The 24,705-nt window shown below is 65.6% G+C and carries 28 protein-coding genes, 1 tRNA gene and 1 pseudogene; 17 read left to right on the top strand and 13 right to left on the bottom strand.

Annotated elements, in window-relative coordinates:
• The first annotated feature begins 48 nt into the window (after positions 1 to 48).
• The 3 genes from Q8T13_16415 to Q8T13_16405 are packed head-to-tail and all read left to right on the top strand — an operon-like array spanning position 49 to position 2,097.
• Positions 49 to 264, top strand: coding sequence for a helix-turn-helix domain-containing protein (locus Q8T13_16415; GenBank protein ID MDP3719346.1), 216 nt, complete (start codon positions 49 to 51; stop codon positions 262 to 264).
• Positions 261 to 1,817, top strand: a complete 1,557-nt coding sequence (locus Q8T13_16410) for a phage/plasmid primase, P4 family (GenBank protein MDP3719345.1) — start codon at positions 261 to 263, stop codon at positions 1,815 to 1,817. The genes Q8T13_16415 and Q8T13_16410 overlap by 4 nt, the downstream gene beginning before the upstream one ends.
• Positions 1,810 to 2,097, top strand: a complete 288-nt coding sequence (locus Q8T13_16405) for a hypothetical protein (GenBank protein MDP3719344.1) — start codon at positions 1,810 to 1,812, stop codon at positions 2,095 to 2,097. The genes Q8T13_16410 and Q8T13_16405 overlap by 8 nt, the downstream gene beginning before the upstream one ends.
• 5 nt (positions 2,098 to 2,102) lie before the next feature.
• Here Q8T13_16405 and Q8T13_16400 read toward each other — a convergent pair whose 3' ends face one another.
• The gene (locus Q8T13_16400; protein ID MDP3719343.1) at positions 2,103 to 2,345 is read right to left on the bottom strand and encodes a hypothetical protein; all 243 of its coding nucleotides are present in this window, start codon (positions 2,343 to 2,345) and stop codon (positions 2,103 to 2,105) included.
• Positions 2,346 to 2,390: 45 nt separating this feature from the next.
• Positions 2,391 to 2,999 carry a hypothetical protein gene (locus Q8T13_16395; protein ID MDP3719342.1) on the bottom strand — a complete coding sequence of 203 codons (609 nt, stop codon included), beginning with the start codon at positions 2,997 to 2,999 and terminating at the stop codon, positions 2,391 to 2,393.
• Positions 3,000 to 3,038: 39 nt separating this feature from the next.
• Between Q8T13_16395 and Q8T13_16390 the strand changes: the two genes are divergently transcribed.
• From Q8T13_16390 to Q8T13_16370, 5 genes are all read left to right on the top strand, one after another.
• Positions 3,039 to 3,371, top strand: coding sequence for a cold shock domain-containing protein (locus tag Q8T13_16390; protein MDP3719341.1), 333 nt, complete (start codon positions 3,039 to 3,041; stop codon positions 3,369 to 3,371).
• Positions 3,372 to 3,402: 31 nt separating this feature from the next.
• On the top strand, positions 3,403 to 3,849 hold the full coding sequence (locus Q8T13_16385) for a P27 family phage terminase small subunit (protein ID MDP3719340.1): 447 nt from the start codon (positions 3,403 to 3,405) through the stop codon (positions 3,847 to 3,849).
• 206 nt (positions 3,850 to 4,055) lie between these two features.
• Positions 4,056 to 4,484 carry a hypothetical protein gene (locus Q8T13_16380; protein MDP3719339.1) on the top strand — a complete coding sequence of 143 codons (429 nt, stop codon included), beginning with the start codon at positions 4,056 to 4,058 and terminating at the stop codon, positions 4,482 to 4,484.
• A 17-nt stretch (positions 4,485 to 4,501) separates the two neighbouring features.
• Positions 4,502 to 4,969 (top strand): hypothetical protein, encoded by a 468-nt coding sequence (locus Q8T13_16375; GenBank protein ID MDP3719338.1) that lies wholly within the window; start codon positions 4,502 to 4,504, stop codon positions 4,967 to 4,969.
• Positions 4,966 to 5,145: a hypothetical protein gene (locus Q8T13_16370; protein MDP3719337.1), complete on the top strand. Its 180-nt coding sequence runs from the start codon at positions 4,966 to 4,968 to the stop codon at positions 5,143 to 5,145. Before Q8T13_16375 ends, Q8T13_16370 begins: the two co-directional genes overlap by 4 nt.
• Before the next feature lie 5 nt (positions 5,146 to 5,150).
• On the opposite strand, the gene Q8T13_16365 is transcribed toward Q8T13_16370, so the two are convergent.
• Complete coding sequence (locus Q8T13_16365) at positions 5,151 to 5,957, bottom strand: hypothetical protein (GenBank protein MDP3719336.1); 807 nt, start codon at positions 5,955 to 5,957, stop codon at positions 5,151 to 5,153.
• A gap of 196 nt (positions 5,958 to 6,153) precedes the next feature.
• Here Q8T13_16365 and Q8T13_16360 point away from each other — a divergent pair, with 196 nt between their 5' ends.
• Positions 6,154 to 7,332, top strand: a complete 1,179-nt coding sequence (locus Q8T13_16360) for an ankyrin repeat domain-containing protein (GenBank protein MDP3719335.1) — start codon at positions 6,154 to 6,156, stop codon at positions 7,330 to 7,332.
• Positions 7,333 to 7,482: 150 nt separating this feature from the next.
• Here the strand turns inward: Q8T13_16360 and Q8T13_16355 are convergent.
• Positions 7,483 to 7,558 (bottom strand) — tRNA-Thr (locus Q8T13_16355).
• Positions 7,559 to 8,077: 519 nt separating this feature from the next.
• On the opposite strand from Q8T13_16355, the pseudogene Q8T13_16350 reads away from it, so the two are divergent.
• Positions 8,078 to 8,587 (top strand): annotated as a pseudogene (locus Q8T13_16350) (general stress protein).
• 18 nt (positions 8,588 to 8,605) lie between these two features.
• Here the strand turns inward: Q8T13_16350 and Q8T13_16345 are convergent.
• From Q8T13_16345 to Q8T13_16335, 3 genes are all read right to left on the bottom strand, one after another.
• Entirely contained in the window at positions 8,606 to 10,420 is a 1,815-nt protein-coding gene (locus Q8T13_16345) for an ABC transporter ATP-binding protein (GenBank protein ID MDP3719334.1), read from the bottom strand.
• 75 nt (positions 10,421 to 10,495) lie between these two features.
• The gene (locus Q8T13_16340; GenBank protein ID MDP3719333.1) at positions 10,496 to 11,899 is read right to left on the bottom strand and encodes an aminotransferase class I/II-fold pyridoxal phosphate-dependent enzyme; all 1,404 of its coding nucleotides are present in this window, start codon (positions 11,897 to 11,899) and stop codon (positions 10,496 to 10,498) included.
• 73 nt (positions 11,900 to 11,972) lie between these two features.
• Positions 11,973 to 13,262, bottom strand: a complete 1,290-nt coding sequence (locus Q8T13_16335) for a hypothetical protein (GenBank protein ID MDP3719332.1) — start codon at positions 13,260 to 13,262, stop codon at positions 11,973 to 11,975.
• Positions 13,263 to 13,440: 178 nt separating this feature from the next.
• On the opposite strand from Q8T13_16335, the gene Q8T13_16330 reads away from it, so the two are divergent.
• Complete coding sequence (locus Q8T13_16330; GenBank protein ID MDP3719331.1) at positions 13,441 to 13,695, top strand: hypothetical protein; 255 nt, start codon at positions 13,441 to 13,443, stop codon at positions 13,693 to 13,695.
• Between the two features lie 11 nt (positions 13,696 to 13,706).
• Here the strand turns inward: Q8T13_16330 and Q8T13_16325 are convergent, their stop codons facing one another.
• Positions 13,707 to 14,798, bottom strand: a complete 1,092-nt coding sequence (locus Q8T13_16325) for an aldolase/citrate lyase family protein (GenBank protein MDP3719330.1) — start codon at positions 14,796 to 14,798, stop codon at positions 13,707 to 13,709.
• A gap of 122 nt (positions 14,799 to 14,920) precedes the next feature.
• On the opposite strand from Q8T13_16325, the gene Q8T13_16320 reads away from it, so the two are divergent.
• Genes Q8T13_16320 through Q8T13_16300 form a run of 5 tightly spaced genes read left to right on the top strand, consistent with a single transcriptional unit; the run spans position 14,921 to position 18,608 of the window.
• Positions 14,921 to 15,730, top strand: coding sequence for a sugar phosphate nucleotidyltransferase (locus Q8T13_16320; protein MDP3719329.1), 810 nt, complete (start codon positions 14,921 to 14,923; stop codon positions 15,728 to 15,730).
• A complete protein-coding gene (locus Q8T13_16315; protein MDP3719328.1) occupies positions 15,727 to 17,067 on the top strand; it encodes a galactokinase family protein in 1,341 nt (446 codons plus the stop codon). The genes Q8T13_16320 and Q8T13_16315 overlap by 4 nt, the downstream gene beginning before the upstream one ends.
• Positions 17,068 to 17,094: 27 nt before the next feature.
• Positions 17,095 to 17,559, top strand: a complete 465-nt coding sequence (locus Q8T13_16310) for a hypothetical protein (GenBank protein MDP3719327.1) — start codon at positions 17,095 to 17,097, stop codon at positions 17,557 to 17,559.
• Between the two features lie 2 nt (positions 17,560 to 17,561).
• Positions 17,562 to 18,128 carry a hypothetical protein gene (locus Q8T13_16305; GenBank protein ID MDP3719326.1) on the top strand — a complete coding sequence of 189 codons (567 nt, stop codon included), beginning with the start codon at positions 17,562 to 17,564 and terminating at the stop codon, positions 18,126 to 18,128.
• A 6-nt stretch (positions 18,129 to 18,134) separates the two neighbouring features.
• The gene (locus Q8T13_16300; GenBank protein MDP3719325.1) at positions 18,135 to 18,608 is read left to right on the top strand and encodes a hypothetical protein; all 474 of its coding nucleotides are present in this window, start codon (positions 18,135 to 18,137) and stop codon (positions 18,606 to 18,608) included.
• Between the two features lie 76 nt (positions 18,609 to 18,684).
• On the opposite strand, the gene Q8T13_16295 is transcribed toward Q8T13_16300, so the two are convergent.
• The 3 genes from Q8T13_16295 to Q8T13_16285 are packed head-to-tail and all read right to left on the bottom strand — an operon-like array spanning position 18,685 to position 21,064.
• Entirely contained in the window at positions 18,685 to 19,137 is a 453-nt protein-coding gene (locus Q8T13_16295; protein MDP3719324.1) for a DUF6152 family protein, read from the bottom strand.
• A complete protein-coding gene (locus Q8T13_16290) occupies positions 19,134 to 20,189 on the bottom strand; it encodes a hypothetical protein (protein MDP3719323.1) in 1,056 nt (351 codons plus the stop codon). Before Q8T13_16290 ends, Q8T13_16295 begins: the two co-directional genes overlap by 4 nt.
• 8 nt (positions 20,190 to 20,197) lie before the next feature.
• Positions 20,198 to 21,064 carry a hypothetical protein gene (locus Q8T13_16285; protein ID MDP3719322.1) on the bottom strand — a complete coding sequence of 289 codons (867 nt, stop codon included), beginning with the start codon at positions 21,062 to 21,064 and terminating at the stop codon, positions 20,198 to 20,200.
• Between the two features lie 70 nt (positions 21,065 to 21,134).
• Between Q8T13_16285 and Q8T13_16280 the strand changes: the two genes are divergently transcribed.
• Positions 21,135 to 23,057, top strand: coding sequence for an amidase family protein (locus Q8T13_16280; protein ID MDP3719321.1), 1,923 nt, complete (start codon positions 21,135 to 21,137; stop codon positions 23,055 to 23,057).
• A gap of 86 nt (positions 23,058 to 23,143) precedes the next feature.
• Here Q8T13_16280 and Q8T13_16275 read toward each other — a convergent pair whose 3' ends face one another.
• Both Q8T13_16275 and Q8T13_16270 read right to left on the bottom strand, forming a co-directional pair.
• Positions 23,144 to 23,545: a GxxExxY protein gene (locus Q8T13_16275; GenBank protein MDP3719320.1), complete on the bottom strand. Its 402-nt coding sequence runs from the start codon at positions 23,543 to 23,545 to the stop codon at positions 23,144 to 23,146.
• A gap of 126 nt (positions 23,546 to 23,671) precedes the next feature.
• Complete coding sequence (locus tag Q8T13_16270; protein ID MDP3719319.1) at positions 23,672 to 24,685, bottom strand: M23 family metallopeptidase; 1,014 nt, start codon at positions 24,683 to 24,685, stop codon at positions 23,672 to 23,674.
• Positions 24,686 to 24,705: the final 20 nt, after the last annotated feature.

The following is a 24,705-nucleotide window of genomic DNA, read 5'->3' as shown; positions in this document are numbered from 1 at the left end:
GACTGGCTTCAGTTCGTTACCACTCGTAACCAATTGGAGGCGCAGTCGATGTCCACAGACGCAATTAACACGATCGTTGTTCGCACTGAGCCGGAGGCGGCCGCCATCCTGCGCACCCCTACGCGCAACCTGGCGCGCTGGCGGTCCGAGGGAAACGGTCCAAAGTTCCTGAAGATCGGCCGGCGGGTCGCCTATCGCGACCGGGACCTCGATGCCTGGCTCGATCGCCAAACCCGGACCAGCACGGCCCAGCGGGCGCGATGAGCGACCTGACCGCCGACGACATCTTCACCAGCGGCATGTCGGCGCCGATGCCGGCGGCGGTGAAGGCCGTGCGCAAGGTGGCGAAGGGCGAAGACCTTGACGACGAACTCGCCAATACCGAGGCGGCGCTTGCATCCTTGTTTGCGTTCGCCCACGCCGACCGACTCCAGTACGACTTCCGGCGCAAATGCTGGATGGTGTACGACCGTGGCATCTGGCGCCAAGACCGCACCGGCGAAGCGCAACGGCTCCTCCAGTCGTGGTGTGAGACGCGGGTCTTCGATCAAGTCGCCAGCGCGATGACCAACCGCGATGCCAGTGCCATGCGGAATGCGGCGCGGCGTTCACTGACCGCGAGAACCCTGCGCGCGCTGCTCGAGCTCGCCAGCACTCAGCTACCGCTCGCGAATAGCGGCGAAGCATGGGACGTTGACCCGTTTCTGTTGGTGACGATCGACGGCACCGTGATCGACCTCCGCGACGGCCGCTCGCGTCGTGCCACTCCCGACGATCGCCTGACTCTTCGCTGTGGTGTGCCGTACGACCCGGCGGCGACCTGTGACGCCTTCCGCGCCTTCGTCACGGCGGTCTGTGACGACGACCCGGCGCAAGTGCGATTGCTGCAACTGCTCGCCGGCTACGCGGCGACCGGCGCCACGAGTGAGCAAGTCTTCGCCATCCTGATCGGCTCAGGATCGAACGGCAAGAGCACCCTGCTCGAAATCTGGCGCCATGTCCTGGGCACCTACAGCGCGACGGTCCCGTTCCATATCCTGTTGCGCGACCGAGATACCCGGAGCATTCCCGTCGAAATTGCCCAACTACCCGGCGTGCGCATGGCGGGCGCTTCCGAAGTGCGCGACGGTGCCATGCTCGACGAGGGCCGGATCAAGGCGTTGTCGGGTGACGACACCCTGACCGCCCGCGGGCTCTACCAAGCGCCGTTCGAGTTCAAGTCCAGGGCCAAGCTGGTGTTGTGCTGTAACAAGCTCCCGCGGGTCGATGACCGTTCGCACGCTTTCTGGCGGCGGGCCATCGTGATCCCGTTCAAACGCACGTTCGACGGCTCCACCCGCGACAACAGCCTGTCCGAGAAGCTCCGCGGCGAAGGCGCAGGCATCCTGAATTGGATCATCGAAGGCGCTGTGGACTGGTATCGCGAGGGCTTGCCGAAGGTGGCCGCGGCGGAAGTCGCCAAAGCGGACTGGCGCGAGTCACAAGACCTGATCGCCCAATGGGCCGACGTGACCCTCAAAGCCGACACAGAAGGCCGCCTGAAGGCGAGCGAGGCGTTCAAGGCCTTTTGCGACTGGGCGACGGCTGAAGGGCTCAGCGACCGCGAGAGGCCAGGTAGTCGCACCTTTGGCGAATGGATGTCCGATCACTTCGTCAAGAACACGTCGAACAAGGGCCGCAGCTACCAGGCCTCAATAGTGAAGGGTGAAGGGTTAGAGGCTGATCCGGTAAACCCCCTTACGTGCGCGCAGGGAGAGAGTTCCACAAACACCCTACACACCCTTCACCCTTCACCGACTGGAGGGCTCCGTGTCTGATCGATTCGTTCACCTTCAGCGCGGGTTTGTCGTGCCGGTCGAGGCGGTCGAGGCGGCCCTTGCCATTGAGAACGCCGGACACCGGCTCACCCTCGATGGCGCCGACCTGCTCATCGTCCCGTCGGGGCCAGTTGACCCGCATGACCTAGAGCAGCTTCGACGCTGGAAACCGCACGTCTTGATGATCCTGAAGTACACCGCCGACGACCGCCACTTGTTCGACTCGCGATTGTCTGCGCCTGACTGCGGGCCGATCGTCACCACACCGAGGCCGGCATGAGCGGGCTATCCGAACGGCTCGATGCTCTGGCCAGCCGGCGAGAACCTGGCGTGTACGACGGCGCCCTCATGGTGGAGCACCACGCACTGGCGCCACTGGCCACCGACTCGTTCCTTGCGGCCGCCGACGATCGCCCAGGTCGCCCCGAGTTCGACCCACACGAAGTCACCGGGCTTGAGTCCGGAGTCGGGCGGGGTCCCGATTTCCGCGTAGTAGGTGCGCCCGTCAGGGTCGCCCTCGATCGTCACCGGGCGGGTGCTGCCGCGTTCCTTGGGTGGGCCAGTCGTTGCGTCTCAGCTGCGCGCGGATGGTTGGCCAAACTGATCCAGTTTGCGAACCGGATGGAAGCGGCGATGCAAGCGGCCGACTGTTCCCAGACGTTTCACGATTGCCCCCTTGGTTCCAATGCGTTCGAAGTCAATGACGTGCCACTGCCCCTCGAGATCGAGGCAGAGGATCTCGTAACGCTTGCCGGACGTGATTCTATGACGTGCGCCTGGCTGCGCGTCGTCTTGCACTTCTTTGAATGTCACATTGCCGGAAGCCCGACCTTCAATCAGGCCGCATCCTCCGATCCATTTGCGCTCCCGGAACCAGAAGTAGGATCCGCTCGCCTCATACAACACCGTCACGAGTGCCGGCCCGCTGCCAATGTTGTCGATCGAGCAGTCGGCCGGCTGCTCAGGCGCGGAGGAGCTGTATCTCAGGCTAGGCAGCATCACGGGCCTGTAGCTTGCGCGAACAGCATCCAGGCTGATCTTCGCGGCGAACAACGCGATCCCGACACCGGCGATCGACAAAACGGCCGCAAGCCAGTCAGAGGCCAGTTCTGGCGCGAATGCGCGGCACCAATAGGACGTCGGCCCGAAGGTCGAACAGAGCGCTGTGTAGAGATGCGGCATGCAGGGAGATTGTAGATGAAGGCGCGAACGCAGGTTTGCATGAGCACCCCTGTCCGTCTGACCGGCACCCTTATCCGCTGGTTCTCCGGGCGAGGCTTTGGATTCATCCGGCCCGCTGACGGAACCGCCGACCTGTTCCTGACCCATCACGAGGTGTACGGTTCCTCGCTCCACGTTGGTGATCGCGTGTCGTTCCTGGTCGGGCTTGACCGTAACCGCCAGCACCACGCGGTTGACGCGCGAATTGCGAAGCCGACACCCCCTAGCCAGGTCAAATCTCCCCACCTGACCACTCGGACACCGGCTCCCCCTACTGCGCGAATGGCTGCCACCGTATCAACTTTGAACCAGGAGACTGACCATGGCCGGTAACAGCAACAGCGGTGGCCGCAATCGGAAGGCGTTGCATCTGCACATCGCGGCCGGGACGTACCGCCCTGGCCGCCATGGCACCGCCAATCACCCGCAGGCGCCCGCAGGCGAGGCGCAGAAGCCCGCCGGGCTGTCGCCCATGGCCTCGACCGTCTGGGACGCCCTAGCGCCTGCCTGTGTCGCCATGGGCACCCTCACGCCGGCCGACGCCCGCGTGTTCGGCACCCTCTGCGAGTTGCAAGCAAGCCTCGACCTGATCACCCGCCAGAAGGACGGCCGCGCGCTGCTCTCGCTGCGACAAGACCCCGGCGACGAGAAGCTGGTCGTCGTGGTCGATGCGGTTCTGAAGGCCGAGCGCGATACCGCGGCGGCCCTTCGTCCCTTCTACAGCGTTTTTGGGCTGGACCCCGTGAGCCGGGCGCGGGTGCAGGTACCGCCAACGGTCAAGCCAGCCAGCAAATGGGCGGGGTTGCTGTGACGGCAGGGCTATCGCACTTTCCGTGGCCTAGACGATCCGGCACCGATTGCCCCGGTGATTGTGGTGGATACGGGTTAGGGAGTGGCAACCGGGCGGCAGGGGCGGGACGAAAGCGCCCAAGCGGCGACGCCGGACACCCAGTCTGAGGCTTCTACGCTCGGGGACGCTTTCTAAAGATTCGGGAAATCAAAACGCGGAACTTTCAAATGAGGGAGCAACGAATGGTCGAGAAATCACAAAAGGAACTGGCAAACAAGACAGACGGCGCGACGGTGCGGGCGTTCATCGGTGACATCGAACCGCGGTTGAGGCGCATGGCGGCGTCTCACGTCAATTGCGGAACGTGCCAGACCCGGCGCGCGGTGCGGTTGGCTGGCACGCCCTTGACGATGGTCTGCGCCACCTGCAAGCCGACGAAGGGCGCCCAGCGCACCATCGCCACCACCACCACGCCGTGGCCACCGACGGGCGGCGTCGTCGATCCGGAGATCACCAGGCAGCACAAGCGCATTGACGCGGCCCTTCGCGGCGAACGTCTCACGCCGCTGCCTTCGGCGCCGGCCAGGACCGCGCCCAGCTACAACCCCGACCCGCTCGGCTACCGCACGCCGAAGCGCGTCAAGTCTCGTCACTAACCGGAGGACACAATCACATGGCGCTTCTGAAAAAGTCATTCTTCCGCGGCCTCGACGGCGCGGCCGGCCCGAACTTCAGCATTGAGCCCAAGCAGCATTACTCGCTGCCGGCCGGGATGCTGGAACCGGCGACGATCACCGCGCTGCTGGCTAGTGGCGCGTTGATGCGCCTGAGTGGCGACCCTGGTCCCGGCTTCGAGGTGGTCGAGATCACGCCGAAGTGGTTCGAGAGTGAGCCACCACCGCCACCAACCGAGGCCCTGATCGACGGCAATGAACTGTGCGAGCGCCTGGGCGGCATCACGCTGGCAGACCTCGATTTGCTGCGCGGCCAGTACGGCTTTCCGGCGCCCACCAGCAAGCGAACGGTCAGGACGAACCCGGACAGCTTCGCGTACAGCTCGACACAGCTCTGGTTGTGGAGTGGCGTACAGCGCTGGCTCCGCGAGAACCCGCTGCGGAAGTCTCAAGGATGGGGCGAATGATCACCACGGCGATTGCAGAGAGCGGTGTCACCGTGACGCCGCTCTCCTTCGAGCAGCGCTGCTGGAGCTGCCGAAAGTTGCTGTTCAAGGCGACGACGAAAGAACCATTCTCGATCGGCGCGATCGCGGTCTTCAAGTGCGGGCGCTGCCGTGAGTACTCGCATTTCGTCGGATAGACGAACTAGTCTGCGTACTCGTAAGCTGGGTGGTCTACTTCGATAAACCGGCGCTTAACGCGGTCGAACTGCCGGCCGAAATAGGTGCGCCGGAGGATTCCGAGGTCGTCCTTATACTTCACGTACCCGATGACAAAAATCTTAGGGGCGCGCGGGTGGGGCTCCCCCTCGCCAAAGATCGTGAGGTGGCCGTCGAAGTCAAAACTGAACTCGCCCATATTGATGGTGCGAATTGCCCCAGCGCCCATGACGGCAGGGTCCTGATCGGGATGGTGGACCTTAGAAACGGGGTTCTCCATGGGCAGGTGTTTAGCAAAAAGCCACTCGGCGTGAGCCTTAATCAGCGTGGCCTTCGTTGTGCCGGTATTCGCGATTAGCACGCGGCAATTCGTCAATTTGTCGTCCAAGATGCCTTGGTCGAATCCATCAACTACGACGTTCCGAACAATTAGGCGAGGACGATGCGTCAGCAGCATTGTTTCTTTTGCGACGTCTGCGCTGACCTTGGCCGCATCGACCTGCTTTCTCAACGCGCCGAGAGACAGGAATGCCGCCCCTACGGCGCCACCAGTGACGACAATGAGAACCCAGTTAGACCACACTGGTGGCCCCGGCTGAGATTTGCTGATGGCGCGCGCCTGGGTCGCTTGCTCGCGTATCTGTCGCAGTTCCGAGGCGATGGCTTCAAGAGCAGCGCTGGTGCGTATTTGCTGATCGTTGGTGGTCTGGTCCGTGCCGACGGGCTGTGGTCGTGACTGAGCGAGCGCGCACGCGGCGAATAGTGAGAACGCTACGGCAAGGGCAGGACGCATGGTCGCCGATTCTACCTCCTCCGGCGAATGGCACCCCGAGGAACTCCCGTGCGGCCCCTAGGTCGCTCACATTCGGGCGGATTGCTTTTCGAGGCAAGGCGCAAGGCGCCGGGCAACGTCGAACCGCTGCTATAGCCTGTTGTGGCTTATTATTCCCGCGTTATATCTTGCGCGCCTGTTGGACGAGGAGTGAAGGATGTTTTCAAAGCTATTCGGATCGCGCTCTAAGCCGACTCCAGCGGCCGCCCTTCCTGTCCAGCAGTTCGAGGACTCGCTCGTCAACGGTGACCTGGCTGGCGTCCAATCCGCTGTCCAGGCCGGCTGCAACATCGACGAGCGCTTCGGTTCCGGGAGCATGACCCCCCTCATGGTCGCGACCTCCAATGGGCGTGCGGACATTTGCCAATGGTTAATCGAACAAGGGGCGGATGTTGCGGCCCGCTCTGGAGACGGATCTACTTGTTTGCATTGGGCATCATTCAACGGAACCGAAGAGATCCTCTCGCTGCTCATTGCGACCGGCGCGAACCCCGACGCGACAGACCAGAAGGGCTGGGTTGCGGCATTCGTGAGCCTGCTTCAGGACCGGGATGAACTGCTCGCCTTCTGGTTGGATCGGTCCTTCGACTTGAACCACCGAAATTCCAATGGGCAGACACTCCTCCATGTCGCGGCTGCAACTGGCAAAGTGGCATGCTTGGCAGAACTCATCAGGAGAAACGCCGATCTTGAAGCGAAGGACTCAGGCGGTGAGACGCCACTCCTGTCTGCCTTGAGCCACTCACAAGGACAGGTTGCCCGCGTTCTCGCGGACCAGGGCGCAAACTTGCACGTCAGAGACGGAAGAAACGCGACGGCCCTGCACCACGCAGCTTGGGGCGGTTTGCTGGGCGCATGTAGGCAACTCATCGAAGCTGGAGTGGACGTCGGAGCAACTGACTCGGACGACGAAACTCCTCTGCATACCGCTGCTCGGCGGGGCTACCCAGGCATTGAGCAACTACTGATCAGCCGCGGTGCTCAGGTGGAAGTGCGAACACGCACAGGTTCGTCGGTCGCTGATCTTCGCGAGCAGGCCGCTGGACTCCGGCAGGTGACAGAAGAGTTGGCGCTGTTTGCTCTGCTCCCGGAAGAGATCACGATCAGCGATTCGTATGAGTACGTGAAGATCTACGAGGAGATTGACAGGGCGGAGGTCAACAATGATGCTGCCCTCGTGGCAACGCTGAGATGGAAGGCGAAGTCTCTTCTTGAGGACTTGGTTCACCAATACCGTCTGAACCCATCGCGAGCGGCGGGAAAGGGAACGGTTTCCCTATCCACGATATGCAGTGACGCTCGCAAGCAGCACCCACCCGAGAACTCCGAGTGGTAACGCAACAGTTCCCGCACACTCTGGAACTCTCATCCTGCCGGAGCAACATCTGTTCTGCCCGCGTGGTAGCTATGCGGTAGCTATTCAGAGCCACCAGAATGGGTGAGACTCAAACAAACAGCGCAACTGCTTTGTTATCTAGGATTTAACTGGAGCCGGCGATCCGGTTTGAACGGACGACCTGCTGATTACGAATCAGCTGCTCTACCAACTGAGCTACGCCGGCCTCTTGGCGAGATCCCCGTCGCGATACGCACGGCGGAGACAGACAAACAGCTTACCAGAAAGCCCGGCCATGGGCCAATCGCCGAAACCACGCGCGGACCAAGCGCGAGCTTGTGCCTCGACCTCCGTATCTGGCTGCGCGCGCTGTAGTTGTGCCGCGCAAAGTGGGCGCGAACATTGCACATACGGTGATTTGAGGGGCGCGACATTCGCGCCTGATTCATAAACGGCCCGCCCGTGCGTGATCACGGCGGCGCCTTACCGAAAGAGGGTTACCGTGGAACCACGAAACAGCGACGGCACGTTTGGCGAAGAAGTCTCGGCACTCGGACAGCGCGCCAAGGGCGCGGTGAAAGACGCCACCGGCGCCATGACCGGCAACCGTAGCCTCGAACGCGAGGGCGAGCGCGAGAACGCGGACGGCCGCGCCCGCCAGGCCACCAACAGCGTCATGGGTGAAACAGACGCCGCGCGCAGCGCGAGCGGCAGCGGACGCGCCAATTCACAGGCCGGCGGCTACGTCACCGGACTCTACTCCACGCCCGAGTCGGCCAGCCGCGCTTACCAGGACCTCACCACGCGTCACGGCTACAAGTCGGACGACATCAACGTGCTGATGACCGACGAGACGCGCAAGCGGCACTTCGGTGACGCGAAGCCCGGCACCGAGCTCGACGGCGGCACGAAGGCCGCCGAGGGCATGGGCGTCGGCGGCGCAATCGGCGGCGGCGTCGGCGCGGCCATCGCGGCGCTCTTCGCGGTGGGCACGTCGATCGTCATTCCCGGCCTCGGGCTGGTGGTAGCGGGTCCGATTGCCGCGGCCCTCGCGGGCGCCGGCGCGGGCGCGGCCACCGGCGGGCTGATCGGCGCGCTGGTCGGCGCGGGCATTCCCGAAGAGCGCGCGCGTGAATACGAGCGCGGTCTCAGCGAAGGCGGCATCGTGATCGGCACGCGCGCCCGCGACGCCGCCCACGCGGCCGAGCTCGAGAAGGACTACGGGTCGTACGGCGGCAGCAACGTGCGCAGCTAGATACCCTCGGGCCGCGGGCTATCGATAGCCCGCGGCCAGCAATTCGAACAGCTCGGCATATCGCCCGCCCGCTCCGAGCAGTTCTTCGTGCGAGCCCAGCTCGCTGACCTTTCCGTCGGCGATCACCGCGATCCGATCGGCAATCCGCACGGTCGAGAACCGGTGCGAGATGACGATGCCGATCCGCCCCTTGAGCATGGTCTTCAGTTCCGCGAAGATCGCGGCCTCGGCTTCCGGATCCAGGGACGAAGTGGGCTCGTCGAGGATCCAGATGTCGGCATTGCGATACATGATCCGCGCCAGCGCCAGCCGCTGCCACTCGCCTCCCGACAGGTCGTGGCCGCCCTCGAACAACCGGCCGACCTTCGAGTCGAGGCCATTCGGCATCTTCTTCACCAGCCACTCACTGCGCGAGTCTTTCAAGGCGTTCAACACGCGGGCGTCATCAACCGAACCATCCGGACGTCCCATCACCACGTTCTCGCGCACCGTCAGCTCGTAGCTGGCATAGTCCTGGAACAACACGCCAATGCGGTTGCGCAGTTCGCCGGGGTTCAGCTCGCGCAGGTCGGCGCCGCCGACCCGGACCGCGCCCTCGTCCACGTCGTAGAACCGCAACAGCAGCTTGACCAGTGTGCTTTTGCCGGCGCCGTTCTCGCCAACCAGCGCGATCAGCTCGCCGCTGCGGATGTGCAGGTTCAGGCCGGCCAGCGCCGGTTCGGTTCCGCCCGGATAGGTGAACGTCACCTGGTCGAACTCGATGCCGGCCGCGAGCGAGGCCGGCACCGGCCGCGCCGGCGACGGCACCGGGACGAGCGGATCGATCGACAGGAAGGAAAAATAGTCCTCGAGAAAGGTCGTGTGCTGATCGACCGAGACGAACGTGCTGGAGATCAGTCCGAGCGTGCTGGACACGGCCGTGAACGCGCCGATCACGAGCACCACCCCGCCCGGATCGATGCTGCCCGCCACGCCCTGCCGGGCCACGAACAGGTACGCCAGCGCCAGCGCGGTGCCCGTCACGAGGCCCGTCCACATGGAGACTCGGGTGCCCGATCGGTACATCTGTTCGCGCAGCCGGTACAGTTCCTCGGACCGCTCACGATGGCGCTCCAGCAGGTAGTCGGCCAGGACGTAGGCCCGGATCTCCTTGGTGTTCCTCGGCTGCACCAGCAGGTCGCCCAGGTACTCCCGCTCCCGCTCTTCGGGCGTCTCCTTGTAGTAGAACTCGTAGAGCCGGGCGGTGACGCGGCGTTCGAGAGCCAGCGACAACAGCGCGGCCACCAGGGCGAGCACGACCAGGATGTAGTGGAGACTCGCCAACAGGCCGGCCATCAGCACGATGGTGATGATGTTGCCGGAGAGGCTCAGCACCGACCACGTCAGGTCGCCGGGCCGCCACGACACGTCGCGCTTCGCCCGCGCCAGCCGATCGTGCCAGTCGGAGTTGTCGAAGTGGCCCAGGTCCACCTTCGAGGCCTGTTCGAGCAGGCGCTGCTCGGCTTCAAGTTGCACGCGGCGCACGAACAGGTTGCGGCCGTAGCCCATGTACGCGCCGATCGCCCGTTGCACGCCGGTCGAGACCCAGAGACCCGCAACGATCGGCAGCAGGTCCGTCCACTGCAGCGACTGGGCCCGGGCCTCGGCAATGCGGTTGACCAGCACGGCGCCCAGGTAGACCGCGACCGGGGTCATGGCGGCCGACACCATTCCCAGTATGCTGTAACGAACCAACGCGCTCGGCGACGCGGCCCACGCCAGCGAAAGGCCCTTCCGCAAGTTTTTCCTGACGCGGCGCGTCCGCCCCTTCAGCGCGTCGGCACTGACAGCCATCCGGACAGTTTACTTGCGGCCCAAAAGAAAAGGGCCCCGAAGGGCCCTCGTCTCGACGCCGCCGACCCGCGACGGTCAGAGGATGTTCGTCGCCGTGCCCGCGTTCTTGCAGGCGTTGGCAATGTTGGCGAGCGCTGTCTCGACCAGCTTGCGCGACGTGCCGATGTTCATGCGCATATGGTTGGCGCCGCCCGTGCCGTAGCCGGCGCCCTGGTTCAACTGCACCTTGGCGTGCTTGATGAAGAACCGCTCGACCATCTGCTCGGGCGTCAGCGACGGCATGTTCGCGGGCTTGTTCTTGTTGTAGTCGGCCGCCAGCTGCTTCGAGTTGATCTTCTCGGCGACGGCCGTGACGTCCAGCCACGCCAGGTACGTGCCCTGCGCACGGTGGGTCTTGAGCATCGGGATCTTGTCGTGGATGTAGTTGACGACCAGGTCGTGGGTGCCGGTCACGTACTCGTTCGCCTGGCGCAGCCACTCGTCGCCCTGGGTGATGGCGGCTTCGTTGGCGACCATGCCCATGGTGTTGAGGTCGGCGCGGTGGTTGACCTTGACCCGCGCCAGCAGGTCGGGGTTGGTCGAGTAGAACCACGCCACCTTGTGCGCGGCGAGGCCGAATGACTTGCTCGCGGCCTTGAACGTGAGGCTGTTGTTGACGATGGCCTTGTTCGGCAAGCTCGCAAACGGGGTGTATTTCTGGCCCTTGCTGACCCAGTCGCAGTGGATCTCGTCGGCCAACAGCACCACGCGGTGTCTCAGGCAAATTTCGCCAATGCGCGTGAGGTCTTCCGCCGACCAGCAGTTGCCGGTGGGGTTCTGCGGGTTACACAGGATGAACGAATGGGTATCGATGCTGATCCGGCGCTCGAACTCCTCGAAGTCCATGGCGAACTGGCCGTTCACGAACTTGAGCGGCACGTCCTCGGCCTTGGTCTGCGAAGCGGTCAGGTCGGAATAGAAGCCGTTGTAGGTCGGCGTCTGCAGCAGCACCTTGCTGCCCTTGGGCGAAAACGTGATCAGGGCCGCGATCAGCGCGGGATGCACGCCGTTCGACAACACGATGGTGGCAGGGTCGATGTCGATGCCGTAGTGCGCCTTGTTCCACGTGGCCACCGCCGCCGTCATGGCCGGGGTCGCCTCGTCCATGTCGAGGTAGCCCCAATTCTCATGCTTCATGCGGGCGTTGAGGGCGTCGGTGATGCACGGCGCCGCCTTGAAATCGATGTCAGCGATGCCCATGCCGATATCGACACTGCCCTTGCCGAATTGCCGATTCGGCCGGTCGAACTTGGAGGAGGTTGTGCCGAACCGGTTGTAAACGGTGTCGAAGTCGAACTTGCCGCCGGCGGGCACCTGGAAGGCGGTCCCCGCGGCCGCGGCCATCAGCGGGTGGCTGCTGCCGGCGGTCACCCCGGCGAGAGCGGTCAGACTGGCGTTGCGGAGAAACGAGCGTCGATTCAATCCATGCGTTTGTGACATGCGTGGGCCCTCACGCTGGAGATACTACACCCGGCGCGAGGGGTGGGACCAAGTCTTTTGGCGGCCCGGGCGCCTACGCGCCACAGCTGAAGAACGCCATCCGCAGCTGCCCGGGACCGATCGACAGTGACTGGCGATTGCCGGTCACGTCCTGGGCCGTCACCTCGACCAGCAGGTCGGTCGATGTCCCCTCGGCGCTCGAACCCGACTGACCACAGGTGTCGGTGATCGCCAGGGTATTGCTCGTGCTCGTTTGCGTCACGGTCCTGGTCGTGGTGCCGTAGACATAAGTCGCAGTCCAGGTGTACCGCTCGATGGCGTTCGGCAGGTTGGTGGTCGCCACCAGATTGCAGGTATTGGCGCCACCGGTCGACCGAATCTGGCAGGTGGTCGTCGCCGCGGTCGAGCGGAACGGATCGAACATCTGCACGCTCAGCGTAAAGCCCGCACCTGACTGCTCCACATGGTGGGTCGCCGAGCCGCCGGGAAAGTTCAGGCGGATGATTCCCGTTCGATGCCCGCCCGGGTTGTGGGTGAAGGAGTAGTACAGCGTGCCCGCGGCGGTACCAGTCGCCGGTGCCGTGAGCGTGAGCCACGGCGCGTTGCTGGTCGCCGTCCAGGTGCAGCCGGGCGAGGTGGCGTGCACGTCGGCCCAGTTGGACCCGGACGCCAGCCCCACTTCGCGGAACGCCGGATTGAACCCGTATGCACAGGCCGGGGCAACATAGCAGGTGGCCGACACGCCGTTGCCATCGATCTGGGAAAAGACCTTCTGCACCGAGGTCTGGTGGTCGCACGCGTTGGTGCGGTATCGAATGTATTCCTGCGTCCAGACCACGCCCCCTTCCGCGTCGACGAACGACGCGGACGCGCCCCGGCTCATCTGCTGGTACTTCAACTCCAGGTCCTGGCGGAACGCCAGTGCCTCGCTGCGAGGCGGGAAGACCACCAGGCCGCCGGCGTTCGCAGCGCAGATCGCGGCGGGAGGGTTGCCGTCAATCTGCGCGAACACGCGCTGGCTCGCGCCGGCATGGTCGCAGCCGTTGACCCGGTACCGCATGTACTCCTGCACCCACACCACTTCGCCTTCGCGGTCGACAAATGTCTCCGACGCTGCGCGGCTGAGGCCGGTCTGGTACTTGGTCTCGAGTTGGTTGCGGAACTCGAACGAGTCGCCGCGGCTCGGAAAGAGCACGTCCATCGGTCCCGACACGCCGCCCACGCCCATCGGCGTGCGATCGGTGGTGGCGGCCGCCTGTGTGGACGGCGCAGTGGGCAAGGCCGCCGTTGCGCGATCAGGCGGTCGCGAGCATCCGGCCACGGCCATCAACAACATCGCGGTCACCACAGTTCGTCCCACCATGCTCAGATTCTCCCCGGCTTTGCACCGTCGCTTGGAGCGCGGTCGAAGCCGACCAATAGTAAACGAGTGCAAGCGCTCTCAGCCGTGGCGATGGCGTGACAACCTCACACAGCTCACCGCTTCTGCACAGTTTCAACGGGCACCCCTTTTGCTGATACCCGGGCAGGAGGCTTTTCACATGGAAAACAACAACCGCAACAAAGACCAGCAGGGACCTGATCAGGGTCGTCAGCAGGACAACCGGCAAGACGAACAGACCCGTCAGAGCCGTACTTCGGAGGATCGCGATTCGCAGCAGAGTCAGGGTGGCTCGGCTGGCCGTACGAGCGACACCGCGGATCTGCAGGACGACGACGAGATGGACGAAGACCGCGACGACGATACGCGGACCACGGGCGAAGGCGGCACCAACCGCCGCAAGAACATCTCGTAGTTCGACCGTAGTTACTGAGGCTTCGGACGCGGGGCAAACGGCCCCGCGTCCGGCTGGCCTTGAGTGTTGGCAAGCGGTCCAAGTTCCGCGGCCACGCCTCTCGCAATGGCCGCCGTTTCGCTGCCCGCCTGGAAGCAGGTGAAGTCCGGTCGATCGCGCCACGCGAAGGGACCACAGAGCCGGATTCCGGCGTTGATCGCGGCATCGTGCACGATATTGATGGTGCGCTCGTAGTCGGGCGTCCCCTGCCGGTACCCGGTGAAGTTCGCGAGGTCGCCGCTGGCCGCGAAAATCGCGCTGACGCCAGGGACCTTCGCAATCTCGGCCGCGTTCTTCACGCCCTCGAGCGTTTCTATCATCAGGATCAAGACGATGTTGTCGTTGGCGGTATTGCGATAGCCGCCGGGCACGCCTCCCCACATGGCGGCATCGAACGCCTGGCCCCCACCATTGCTGCGGCGGCCGAGCGGCGGAAAGTAGGTCCAGTCGCGCGCCTGAATCGCCTCGGCGACGGTGTCGATCGTGGGCACGACGACGACGAGCGCGCCGGCATCGAGCGCGTGCTGAATCTCGCGCTCGTCGGTATACGCGACGCGCGCGCCGGGCACCGCCTTGGCATGCGGGCACGTGCGCCACATCCGCGCGACCGCCTGCCAGTCGGTTTGCCCGTGCTGCATCTCGGTCCAGATGAAGTCGTAGCCGGCATTGGCCATGGCGCAATAGGTGGACGGGTCGGTGGCGCCGAACACCGTGCCGCCGGTGACCTTCCCGCCTTGCGTCAGCTTCAGCCTGGCCGGGTTCCACACCTTGGCGCCGGCCGGTACGGCAAACGCGGGGCCGAACTTCCAGGTCGCGGGATCGAACGCCCCCTGGTTGGCGGCCCCCGGCGGCGCCGTCGTCGTTGCCCCACTGTCTTTGCCGGCGGGCGCGGCCAGCGGAAACTTTGACGAGCCCGCGTTGGGGTTGTTGGCGTAGGGATCGGCCGATGGCGCCTGGGGCGTGGGCGGCGCCGGCCGCGCGGGCTGGGGATCTTGTGCTGACACCGTGAGGGCGCCGGCGATCAGCGCGGCGCAGGCGGTCGCGACAAACTGGGTGAGACTCATGGCCCGGGCTCCTGCGGCGCACTGTAACATTGATGCCGCGTGCACAACACCGACCTCATCCTGCCCCTGACCGGAGGCTTCGCAACCGCGCGGCACGTCGAGCGGTTCGGGAACCGGGGCGCATGAAGGCCCTGCTGCTGGCTCGAGGCCTTGGCCGCCGCATGCAACAGGATGGCGGCGTGGCGCTGACCGCCGCGCAACAGGCAGCGGCCGCCGGCGGCGCCAAGGGAATGGTGCCGGTGGGCACGGGCGGCCGGCCGTTCCTGGATCACCTCCTCAGTGCGCTGGCCGACGCCGGCTGTCACGACGTGTGCCTGGTGGTGGCGCCCGAGCACGAAGCCCTCACCGACTACTTCACGGGAGCGGGACGCCCGTCGCGCGTGCGCCTGTCCTGGGCCGTGCAGCCGGTGGCCGACGGCACGGCGCGCGCCGTGCTCGCCGGGCAGCCGTTCGCCGGCGACGATCCGTTCCTGGTGCTGAACGCCGACAACCTGTATCCGGTGGAGGTGCTGCGGGCACTGGTCGCGCTCGACGGCCCGGGACTACCGGCCTTTGACCGCGAGGCCCTCGTCCGCGACAGCGGCTTCCCCGCCGAGCGGGTGGCGGGGTTCGCCCTGCTCGACGTCGATGCCACGGGTCAGTTGCGCGGCATCGTCGAGAAGCCTTCGCCGCAGCAGCTGGCGGCGGCCGGTCACCATGCGCTCGTCAGCATGAACGTGTGGCGGTTCGACGCCCGCATCTTCGCGGCCTGCGCCCGGGTGCCCCTGTCGGCGCGTGGCGAGTACGAGTTGCCCGGGGCCGTGGCTCTGGCCATCACCATGGGCACGATCTTTCGCGCGATCGCCGCCCGGGGCGCCGTGCTGGACCTGTCGCGGCAGGTCGACATCCCAATGGTGTCGGCCCGGCTGGCCGGACAGGAGCCGCGGCCGTGACCGACGCATTCACCCGTCACTTCGAGCAGATTGGGATGACCGCTGGCGAGGCGCGGTCGCGAGCGGCGCTGTTCCGTGAGCTCGACGAGCGCGGCGGCAGCGTGCTGCAGGGCCCGCCGGAGTGGTTCCGGTTTTCGCCAGGCCGCGTCGAGATCTTCGGCCGGCACACCGACTATGCCGGTGGCCACTCGTTTCTGGCCGCGGTGCCCCGGGGCATTGCCCTGGTGGCCCGGTCGCGCAGCGACGGGATCGTCCGGATCGGCGACATTCGCGACGGGCAGATCGTTGAGGTCGATCCGTCGGCCCCGGCCCCGCCTGAGTACCGCGGCCTGCGCCGCTACGTGCACGTCGTGGCGCGGCGGCTGTTCCTGAATTTCCCCGGGTGTGCGCTGGGCGCGGAGATCGCCATTGCCAGCGACCTGCCGCGCGCCTCGGGGATGAGCAGTTCGAGTGCGCTGGTCGTCGGCGTCGCCACGGCCTTGATCGCCCGTGCCCGGCTCGCCGAGCGCGACGAGTGGCACCGCTACCTCCCGACCGTGCAACACCTGGCGTGGTATCTCGGCTGCGTCGAAAACGGCCTCGACTACGAGGGGCTCCCCGGCGCCGCCGGCGTCGGCACCCATGGTGGCAGCGAAGACCACACGGCGATCCTGGCGTGCCGCCTCGGCCACGCCAGCCTGTATCGATTCATGCCGGTCACCGCGCTGCGCGACGTGCCGATGCCGGCGGACTGGACCTTCGTCATCGCCTCGAGCGGGGTGCAGGCCGACAAGGCCGGCTCGGTGATGGCCCGCTACAACCGGGCCGCCGACTCGGCGCGCGCGCTCGTCGGCTTGTGGAACCAACACGCCGAGGCGCCGGCGCACTCGCTCGCCGCCGCGCTCGCCCGGACCCCGGAGGCGGTGGCGCGGTTCGACCGCTGGATCGACGCCGGGTCCGGCGAGTTCTCGCCGGAGGACCTGCGCAAACGCCTGCACCACTTCGTGAACGAGGACCGCCGCGCCCCGCTGGCGGCCCGGGCCTTTGCCGACGCCGACGCCGCGACGGTCGGCGAACTCTCGCGCGCGTCGCAGTACGACGCCGAGGCGCTGCTCGGCAACCAGATTCCGGAAACCATTGCGCTCGCCCACCTGGCGCGCGAGACCGGCGCCTACGCCGCCAGCAGCTTCGGCGCCGGCTTCGGCGGCAGCGTCTGGGCGCTCACGGCCAGGCACGACGCCGAGGCGTTTGCGGAGGAGTGGGTCCGCGCCTACCAGCGGCGGGTCCCCGCCATCGCCCCGGTCCCGTGGTTCGTGGCCCGCCCGGGTCCCCCCGCAACCGAGATCACGTTTCCTTAACCGCCAAGCTCAGCTAAGATGCCGCCCATGCGGATATTCGCGTGGCTGCTTCCCTTCGCCGTGCTGGGCGCCTCGGCCTGCACCGGCTCGGCGCCGCCCCCGCCGCCCCCGTTCCAGACCACCGCCAACATGAAGGACCTGATGTTGAACGTCCTCGACCCGGCGGCCGACGGCCTGTGGGATTCGGTCGGCACGATCATGACCGTGGAGGGGACGTTCGAGAAGTTTCCGGCGACCGATGACGAATGGGCCGGCGTGCGGGCCAACGCCATCCAGCTCGCCGAGTCGGGCAACCTGCTGATGCTGCCCCAGCGCTCGAACGGCTCCGCAGAATGGGTCGCCGACGCCCAGGACCTGATCACGCAGAGCGGACGCGCCCTCAAGGCGATTGAGGCCAAGGACAAGGACGCCGTGTTCACCATCGGCGGCGACATCTACGATGTCTGCACCAATTGCCACCGCAAGTTTTCTCCTGAGCTGGTGAGGCCCTAGCCGTGTCGCTCCTGGCGTTCGCCGAGTGGCTCGACGCGACCGCCGGCAGTACGGCGCTGCACGAGTCGATGTACATGTACCCCCTCGTGGAGTCGACCCACGTGGTGGCGCTGATGCTGTTCGTGGGGCTGGCCATCATCCTCGACCTGCGGCTGCTCGGCCTCACCTTGAGGCGGGTGCCGGTGTCGCTCGTCGCCGGCCGCCTGCTGCCCTGGACGATTGCCGGCTTCATCATCATGGTCGTCACCGGCGTGCTGTTGTTCTATGCCATCCCGGTGCGCACCTACCAGAGCATCTTCTTCCGGGCTAAAGTCATCTTCCTGATCCTCGCGGGACTGAACGTGTGGTACTTCCACACGCGCGTCTACAAGCGGATCGACGAATGGGATCACGACGTGATCACGCCGACGGCCGCGCGCCGCGCCGGCCTGGCCTCGCTGGTGCTGTGGGCCGGCATCATCGTGACCGGGCGCATGATCGCCTACAACTGGTTCGACTGTGACATTCAGCCACAGTCGGCGTTCGTCAACTGGGCGGCCGGCTGCGTCGTCCCACCTCCCACGCCCTGACACTGAATGCTGCTGACTTTCTTCGAGTGGTGCGAAACGCTGTGGCTCGGCCAGGCGGTGGTGGGTTCGAACTGGCTCTTTCCAGTGATCGAGTCGGTACACCTGCTGGGGCTGGCGTTGCTTGGCGGCTCAATCCTGCTGGTCGATCTTCGGCTGCTGGGGCTGGGGTTGAAGGAGCGTGCGGTCGCGGAACTCGCCCTCGACGCGCGGCCGTGGATGCTGACGGGCCTTACGATCCTGATCGCGACCGGCATTCCGTTGTTCTTGTCGGAGCCGATCAAGCTGTATTACAGCACCGCGTTCTGGATCAAGATCACCACGCTCCCGGTCGCGATCGCATTCGCCCTGACCGTGCGCGCGCGTGTGACGCTCAGTGACTCTGTACGTAACACAGCGCGCCGCCAGCAACTGGTCGGCGCGCTGTCCATCGCGCTGTGGTTCACCGTGGCCATCTCTGGCCGGTGGATCGGGTTTTCGTAAGTAAAACCAACAAGAGTTCAGGAGATCAAGAGAAACCAATTAGGTTTCTCCTAAACTCCTTGTCTCCTGTTTTTCTTTATCGGCCGCCGGGCTTCTTAGTCGCTTCGGTCGGGTCGCGGCCGTCTTTTGGTGCGCCGGTGCCCGACGAGCCCATGAACAACTTGCGGCCGTCGGTGAAGGTCACGTCGCGGCCGTTCGCCCGCTTCAGCGAATGGTCCTTGGTCTGGTAGCCGTCGACGATGATCTCGGTACCGACCTTGACCGTCTCGCGGGTCACGCCGCGGCGCAGCAAGGTGTTGGGTGTGCCGCCCTCGATCATCCAGATTTCAGGCTTGCCGTCCTTGATGGTTTCAATGTGAATCCACGTATGCGGGTTCACCCATTCGAGCCGCACCACCTTGCCCTGCAGGCGGATGGGCGCGTTCGGATCGAACTCGGCGCCAAACGCATGATGGGCAATGACCGATCGGCCGGCGAGCAGCAGGCCGACACCGAGCAACAGCACACTGAAGGTTGTTCGCGTTTTCATTTCTTGGTCCCCAGGCGTTTCTCTTCGTTGCGCGCGCCGCTCAGCACGTTCGACATGGCGTAGTTGCCTTCGTGGCACGCGTATTCATAGATTAACTCGTCTGTCGCCCGGAAGGGAATCTCCCCGGTAAACGGCCGGGTAAAGGTGGTCGGGTCCTCCACCGTGAAGCGGTAGTTGATGGTCGTGGCGTCCACCCGGCGGAACCGTTCGGTCACCTTGAGGTTCTCGGCGGCTCCGCGAAATGGCTGCTGCAGCGGGAAATTTGTCGTTTCCACCACGAGCGTATCGCCCTCCCAGTGGCCAATCGAGTCGCCCAGCCACGGACGGATGTGCTTGGGCAGGTGCGTGCCGCCGATCCGGACAATGCGGGCGTCGTGGACCATTTCCATCAGGATCATCACGTGATCCGGGGTCTGCACGATTTGCAGGTTGTTGTTATAGAAGTAGTTCGGAATCAGGGGCGTGGTCGGCCCGAACGACAGCAGGCAGCGCTCGGCGAGCGGCCGGAACTCGGGGTGATCGTACTGTCCGCGTCCGGCCATGTTCTTCATGCGCGCCTGGGCCCGGGCCCGCGCTTCGGGCGTCGTCGCGGGAATGCGGCCATCGGGCGGGTCGATGATCAGCGAACTGCGGAACTGGCCGTCAACCACCGCGACACGTTCCCCAGGATCGAGCCAGAAATTGTTGTAACCACCGACGTTGCCGGCGGCACCGGTCGAGCCATCGCCGCCCTGGGGAGGCGCGGGCCGGTTCGGATCGCTGTCCTGGTTCAACCGTTCGACGCGATCGGCGGTCGCCTTCTCCAGGCGCGCCGCTTCCTCCGCGCTCAGTACGAGGTCGGCGAACTCCTTTGGACGCTCGAGCGGCGTGATCGTCGCGTTGCTCCAAATGCCCTGGAGGTCGGGCTTGCCGTCGGCGGTGCGCGGCATGGTCCACGGCTTGGCGATGCCTGGTGCCTGTGCGTGCAGCATGACGATCGCGGGCGAGGCCAGGCCGGCCACCACGACGACTGCCGCCAGCACCCTGAATCCTGAGCGTCTCGTGAAATTCATGTCGTCCTCTACTGAACCGCAGTCTTCCGGAACTTCCCGTACATCAACTCTTCAACAAACTCGACACACTTGAACTGGTTGAGCCGCGCGTTGGGATTGATGTGCCGATAGAGCGGCATGCGGATCTTCCAAGGCCGGCTGAAGGTGGCCGGGTCTTCAATGGTGGCCTCGTACCAGAGATGGTCCGGGCCCTGCGGCGTGTAACGCTCGACCACCTTCATCTGCTCCGAGTGGTGGTTGCCGGCGCGGTCGAACCAGGTCTGGTCGTTCAGGCCGGTCACGGTCACGACCAGCGTGTCGCCCTCCCACTTGCCGACCGACTGCCCCATCCACGAATCGACCGGCGCCTCGCCAGGATCCTTGAGGTAGATGTTGCGGACCGCACCGGCGAACTCGTACGCGAAGAAGATGGCCTTGTCGCTGTGCAGGATCTGGAACGGATGCGGCAGGTAGTTGGCGCGCGGTACGCCGGGCAGGTAGCACTTGATCTCGGGATCGCGGTTCAACCAGTCTTCCTGGTTTTCCTTCTGCTTCTTCGCGGCTTCAGGCAGGTACGGAATCTCGTCGCCTTCGACGATGCCGACGCCACCCGGCACGGCGCCGACCGCACCGAACGCCAGCACTGGCGCTGCCGGCACGGGCACGACAGGGCCCGGCTGAAACGCCAGCGCCGCCTTGGCGCTGTGCGACAGCACGTCGTAGTTGGCCGTGTTGAGGGCCTGCCAGATGCCGTTCAGGTTTGGCTTGCCATCGGCCATCCGCGCCGGGCGGGCGGCCTGTCCGGTGACGGGCGTGGTCGCCCAGAAACCTGCTGCCACGACCGCCGCGGTGACAGCGGCAATGCCGATTTCCCGTACGGATCTCGAAACTTTCACACACCCTCCAGCGTTAGCGAGATGCTGACATTCAGAGACATGAGTGTCAAGGGAGCCTAGAATAGGGCCCATGCGTTTTGAAACCCGCTTTCGATCGCCGCGCCTCGGTCTGCTCGTAACCGTGTTGATGCTCGCCGGTCATGGCGCCACAGCCGTGGCGCAACGCAAGCCGCCGGCGCGTCCTCAGCCGGCGCCGGTGCTGAACTTCTACGAGGTCCACGAGCAATCGATCGGCGACCTGCAGGCCGCGCAAACCGCCGGCACGGTCACCGCTCGAGGGTTGGTGGATTCCTATCTCGCACGCATCCAGGCCTACGACCAGGCGGGCCCGCGACTGAACACCATCGTCATGCTCAACCCCCGCGCGCGCGAAGACGCCGATGCGCTGGATCGCGAGCGAGCCGAGAAGGGCGCGCGCGGTCCCCTCCACGGCATCCCTGTCCTGATCAAGGACAACTACGACACCGCCGATATGCCGACGTCGGGCGGCAACCTGGGGCTCGCCACCATGCAGCCGGCGGCCGACGCCTTCCAGGTGCGCAAGCTGCGCGAGGCCGGTGCGGTGATCCTCGGCAAGACGACGATGCACGAGTTGGCGGCGGGGATTACCAACATCTCGTCGCTGACCAACCAGACGCGGAACCCGTACGACCTGATGCGCGTACCCGGCGGCTCGAGCGGCGGCACCGGCGCGGCCATCGGCGCGAGCCTCGCCGCCGCGGGCATGGGCAGCGACACGTGCGGCTCGATCCGCATCCCGGCCGCGAACCAGAACATGGTGGGCTTGCGCGGCACGCACGGCCTGTCCAGCCGCACCGGCGTGATGCCGCTGTCATCGACCCAGGATATTGCCGGGCCGCTGGCACGGACGGTCACCGACCTCGCCATCATGCTCGACGCCACGGTCGGCCCCGATCCCACCGACCCCATCACCGCCGAAGGCGCCACACACATCCCCAAGTCCTACCGCGACGCGCTCACGCCGGGTGGCTTGAAGGGCGCGCGCATCGGCGTGCTGCGCGGATTGTTCGGAACTGCGCCCGAAGATGACGAAGTCGGCAACCTGGTTCGCAAGGCGCTGGACGCCATGAAAGCGCAGGGCGCCGAAGTCGTGGACATCACGGTGCCGGGCCTGGACGATCTGTTGCGCGACAGCAGCGTGATTGCCGACGAGTTCAAGTTCGACCTGGCCGCTTACCTGGCGAAGCAGCCGAATGCGCCGGTCAAGTCGCTCGGTGAGATCATCGAGCGCGGCCTGCATCACGATCAGCTCGACGCCACGTTCCGCCTGCGCAACTCCCCGGAGAGAAAGGAGACCGAGCGCTATCGCCAGGCTTTCGTGAAGCGTCGGGCGTTGCGCGCCGCCGTGCTGGCCACCCTCGAGGAACAGCGCATCGATGTGCTCGCCTACCCCACGCTCCGCCGCAAGCCGGCGATGATCGGCGAGGCGCAAAGCGGCTCGAACTGCCAGTTGAGCGCGACCACCGGCCTGCCCGCCATCACGATGCCGGCGGGCTTCACGACTGACGGACTGCCGATCGGGCTGGAGCTACTCGGCGGCGCATTCCAGGAGGCCGCCCTGTTGAAACTGGCTTATGGCTGGGAGCAGGCCACCAAGCCGCGGCGAGCGCCGTTCAGCACGCCGCCGCTCGTCAACGGCGCCGCGCCGCTGCCGGTGAGCGTCGAGGCGACGGTTGGCGGTAGCGCCGTCAAGTTCACCTACGACCGCACGACGGGCGCACTGCGATACGACGCCACGACCCCGGCCATCGGCACCGATCGAGTCGTGGGATTAACCCTGCAGCGCAGCGATGGCGACAAGCCGGGCCCGATCATCGCCCACCTGCTCGTGCCGAATCAGGTCACCGGCTCGGGGACGTTGATGCTGCGAGGACGGGACCGGGAGGACCTGGTGGCCGGCAAGATCTACGCGCACTTCTACACGAGGCAGTCGCCCCTTGGCGCCGGCAGGACACAGATCCGAATACCATAGGGCCACAGAGGACACAGAGGACACAGAGGCAATTCATTCAAATACAAGTGCCGCTGTCACGGGGCACTTCTTTTGGGGGCGGGCGGCTACAGCACGAACCGCTTGATCCCCTCGCGCAGAACCGGGCGGTTGAAGTTGAGTATCAGGCCTGTGCGAAGGTTCGTGATCCGCAGGTAGGTCAGCATCTGCGCGGTGAAGACAGGCTCGAGGTGGAGGACGCTCTTCACCTCGACGACCACCCGTCCTTCAACAATGAGGTCCGGCCGGTACTCGCCGACACGAATGCCCTTGTAAGTCAGGGGCACCAACCGTTCGCGCTCGAAGCCGATGCCCTGGGAGGCCAACTCGATGCACATCGCCAGCGTGTAGGGCTTCTCGAGCAATCCTGCGCCCATGTGCCGATGCACTTCAATGGCGCAGCCGATGCCTCCCAACGGCGTGATGTTGACGGTGGACCCTTCGCGCCCAGGCGGAGTCGCCGCCATCATCGAGGCGTGGCTGCGGCCGTTTCGGTTTCACGCTTCTGGCTCTAGCCGTCCAGGCAGTAGCTTAAAGCACGGGCACCCAAAGTATTGCTCGGTGCCCTCGGTGTCCTCTGCGGCTAACTCCCCTGCTCAGCGCGGCGTGCGGTAGGTACTGGCCGCGCCGAGGTCGGTCGGCCGGTTGCCGCCGGCGTTGGCAAGCGACAGCCGCATCTCGTCCGAGACGATATCGTAGCTGCCCAGCCGTCGGCCGAGTGGCGACACCAGGTCGATCGACGGAAACGGCCGGGCCGTCAGGCCGAGCACGACTGTGCCCGTCTCGATGGCAATGCCCGACTCGGTCAGCAGCGCGTACTCGTAGGTCGGGTTGCGCGCGTCTGTGCGCACGAACCGGATCCCGGCAGGACCGTCACCGCTCACCCGCATCCAGGCGCGCGTGGCCGGAAAGCGCAGGTCGCGCGGATTGGACGCGAACGGCTCCAGCAGTTCGGCGCTCGTCACCGCCGTGCTCCAAATCCGATCAAAGAACGCCTTCGCGTCGGCCGCCAGGAACGGCTCGGGCGTGACGGCGTTCGGATCGGGAATCGCCCCCGGGTAGTACGCGAAGTCATCCAACTGAAAGTGCGTCATCGCATAGGTGATGGCCGTGGTCCCAACCGTCTGCGACAGAGTACCGGCGGTGCCCAACGACTGTCCGGCGCCGACGGATGCAGCGGCCACCATCTCGGGACTGACGTTGGCGAGATTGGTATAGGTGGTTCGATAGGCGTGTGTGCCCACCACGTGTTCGAGCTGCACGATGCTGCGGCCCGGCGCCGACGGATCGGGAGCCACGCTCTCGACGGTGCCGGCCGCGGCGGCGCGGACCAGTCCGCCAATTCGGTACTCCACGTCCCAACCGGGATGTCCGTCGGCGGCGTGATCGGCGCCGTGGTAGCCAAACGGCACGAGCCCGAAGGCGGCCCTCGCCACGTCGGACGGATCGATGGGCATGACCAGGCCCAGCACGCCGGGAACGGTGGTGGGGAGCGGCACCACGATCGGCGGCAGCGCCGTCACGGGCGTGGGCGCGGTCGGTGAATCAGCCGACGTGCACGCGGCGGTGGCCGCCAGGAGGAGGATCAGCAGCGCCGAGGGCTTCAGCATTTTGCTGGCCATCGTACCTC

Source organism: Acidobacteriota bacterium, from assembly GCA_030697165.1.
Lineage (GTDB): Bacteria > Acidobacteriota > Vicinamibacteria > Vicinamibacterales > UBA2999 > 12-FULL-67-14b.
The sequence above is the reverse complement of the archived record's forward strand: the minus strand, read 5'-3'. Positions and strand labels throughout refer to the sequence as shown.

Excerpts from the sequence above, each read along its gene's own strand:
- Q8T13_16415 (MDP3719346.1), top strand. The coding sequence starts at position 49 with ATGTCCACAGACGCAATTAACACGATCGTTGTTCGCACTGAGCCGGAG.
- Q8T13_16410 (MDP3719345.1), top strand. The coding sequence starts at position 261 with ATGAGCGACCTGACCGCCGACGACATCTTCACCAGCGGCATGTCGGCG.
- Q8T13_16395 (MDP3719342.1), bottom strand. The coding sequence starts at position 2,999 with ATGCCGCATCTCTACACAGCGCTCTGTTCGACCTTCGGGCCGACGTCC.
- Q8T13_16390 (MDP3719341.1), top strand. The coding sequence starts at position 3,039 with ATGAGCACCCCTGTCCGTCTGACCGGCACCCTTATCCGCTGGTTCTCC.
- Q8T13_16380 (MDP3719339.1), top strand. The coding sequence starts at position 4,056 with ATGAGGGAGCAACGAATGGTCGAGAAATCACAAAAGGAACTGGCAAAC.
- Q8T13_16375 (MDP3719338.1), top strand. The coding sequence starts at position 4,502 with ATGGCGCTTCTGAAAAAGTCATTCTTCCGCGGCCTCGACGGCGCGGCC.
- Q8T13_16370 (MDP3719337.1), top strand. The coding sequence starts at position 4,966 with ATGATCACCACGGCGATTGCAGAGAGCGGTGTCACCGTGACGCCGCTC.
- Q8T13_16365 (MDP3719336.1), bottom strand. The coding sequence starts at position 5,957 with ATGCGTCCTGCCCTTGCCGTAGCGTTCTCACTATTCGCCGCGTGCGCG.
- Q8T13_16360 (MDP3719335.1), top strand. The coding sequence starts at position 6,154 with ATGTTTTCAAAGCTATTCGGATCGCGCTCTAAGCCGACTCCAGCGGCC.
- Q8T13_16345 (MDP3719334.1), bottom strand. The coding sequence starts at position 10,420 with ATGGCTGTCAGTGCCGACGCGCTGAAGGGGCGGACGCGCCGCGTCAGG.
- Q8T13_16340 (MDP3719333.1), bottom strand. The coding sequence starts at position 11,899 with ATGTCACAAACGCATGGATTGAATCGACGCTCGTTTCTCCGCAACGCC.
- Q8T13_16335 (MDP3719332.1), bottom strand. The coding sequence starts at position 13,262 with ATGGTGGGACGAACTGTGGTGACCGCGATGTTGTTGATGGCCGTGGCC.
- Q8T13_16330 (MDP3719331.1), top strand. The coding sequence starts at position 13,441 with ATGGAAAACAACAACCGCAACAAAGACCAGCAGGGACCTGATCAGGGT.
- Q8T13_16325 (MDP3719330.1), bottom strand. The coding sequence starts at position 14,798 with ATGAGTCTCACCCAGTTTGTCGCGACCGCCTGCGCCGCGCTGATCGCC.
- Q8T13_16320 (MDP3719329.1), top strand. The coding sequence starts at position 14,921 with ATGAAGGCCCTGCTGCTGGCTCGAGGCCTTGGCCGCCGCATGCAACAG.
- Q8T13_16310 (MDP3719327.1), top strand. The coding sequence starts at position 17,095 with ATGCGGATATTCGCGTGGCTGCTTCCCTTCGCCGTGCTGGGCGCCTCG.
- Q8T13_16300 (MDP3719325.1), top strand. The coding sequence starts at position 18,135 with ATGCTGCTGACTTTCTTCGAGTGGTGCGAAACGCTGTGGCTCGGCCAG.
- Q8T13_16295 (MDP3719324.1), bottom strand. The coding sequence starts at position 19,137 with ATGAAAACGCGAACAACCTTCAGTGTGCTGTTGCTCGGTGTCGGCCTG.
- Q8T13_16290 (MDP3719323.1), bottom strand. The coding sequence starts at position 20,189 with ATGAATTTCACGAGACGCTCAGGATTCAGGGTGCTGGCGGCAGTCGTC.
- Q8T13_16280 (MDP3719321.1), top strand. The coding sequence starts at position 21,135 with ATGCGTTTTGAAACCCGCTTTCGATCGCCGCGCCTCGGTCTGCTCGTA.
- Q8T13_16275 (MDP3719320.1), bottom strand. The coding sequence starts at position 23,545 with ATGATGGCGGCGACTCCGCCTGGGCGCGAAGGGTCCACCGTCAACATC.
- Q8T13_16270 (MDP3719319.1), bottom strand. The coding sequence starts at position 24,685 with ATGCTGAAGCCCTCGGCGCTGCTGATCCTCCTCCTGGCGGCCACCGCC.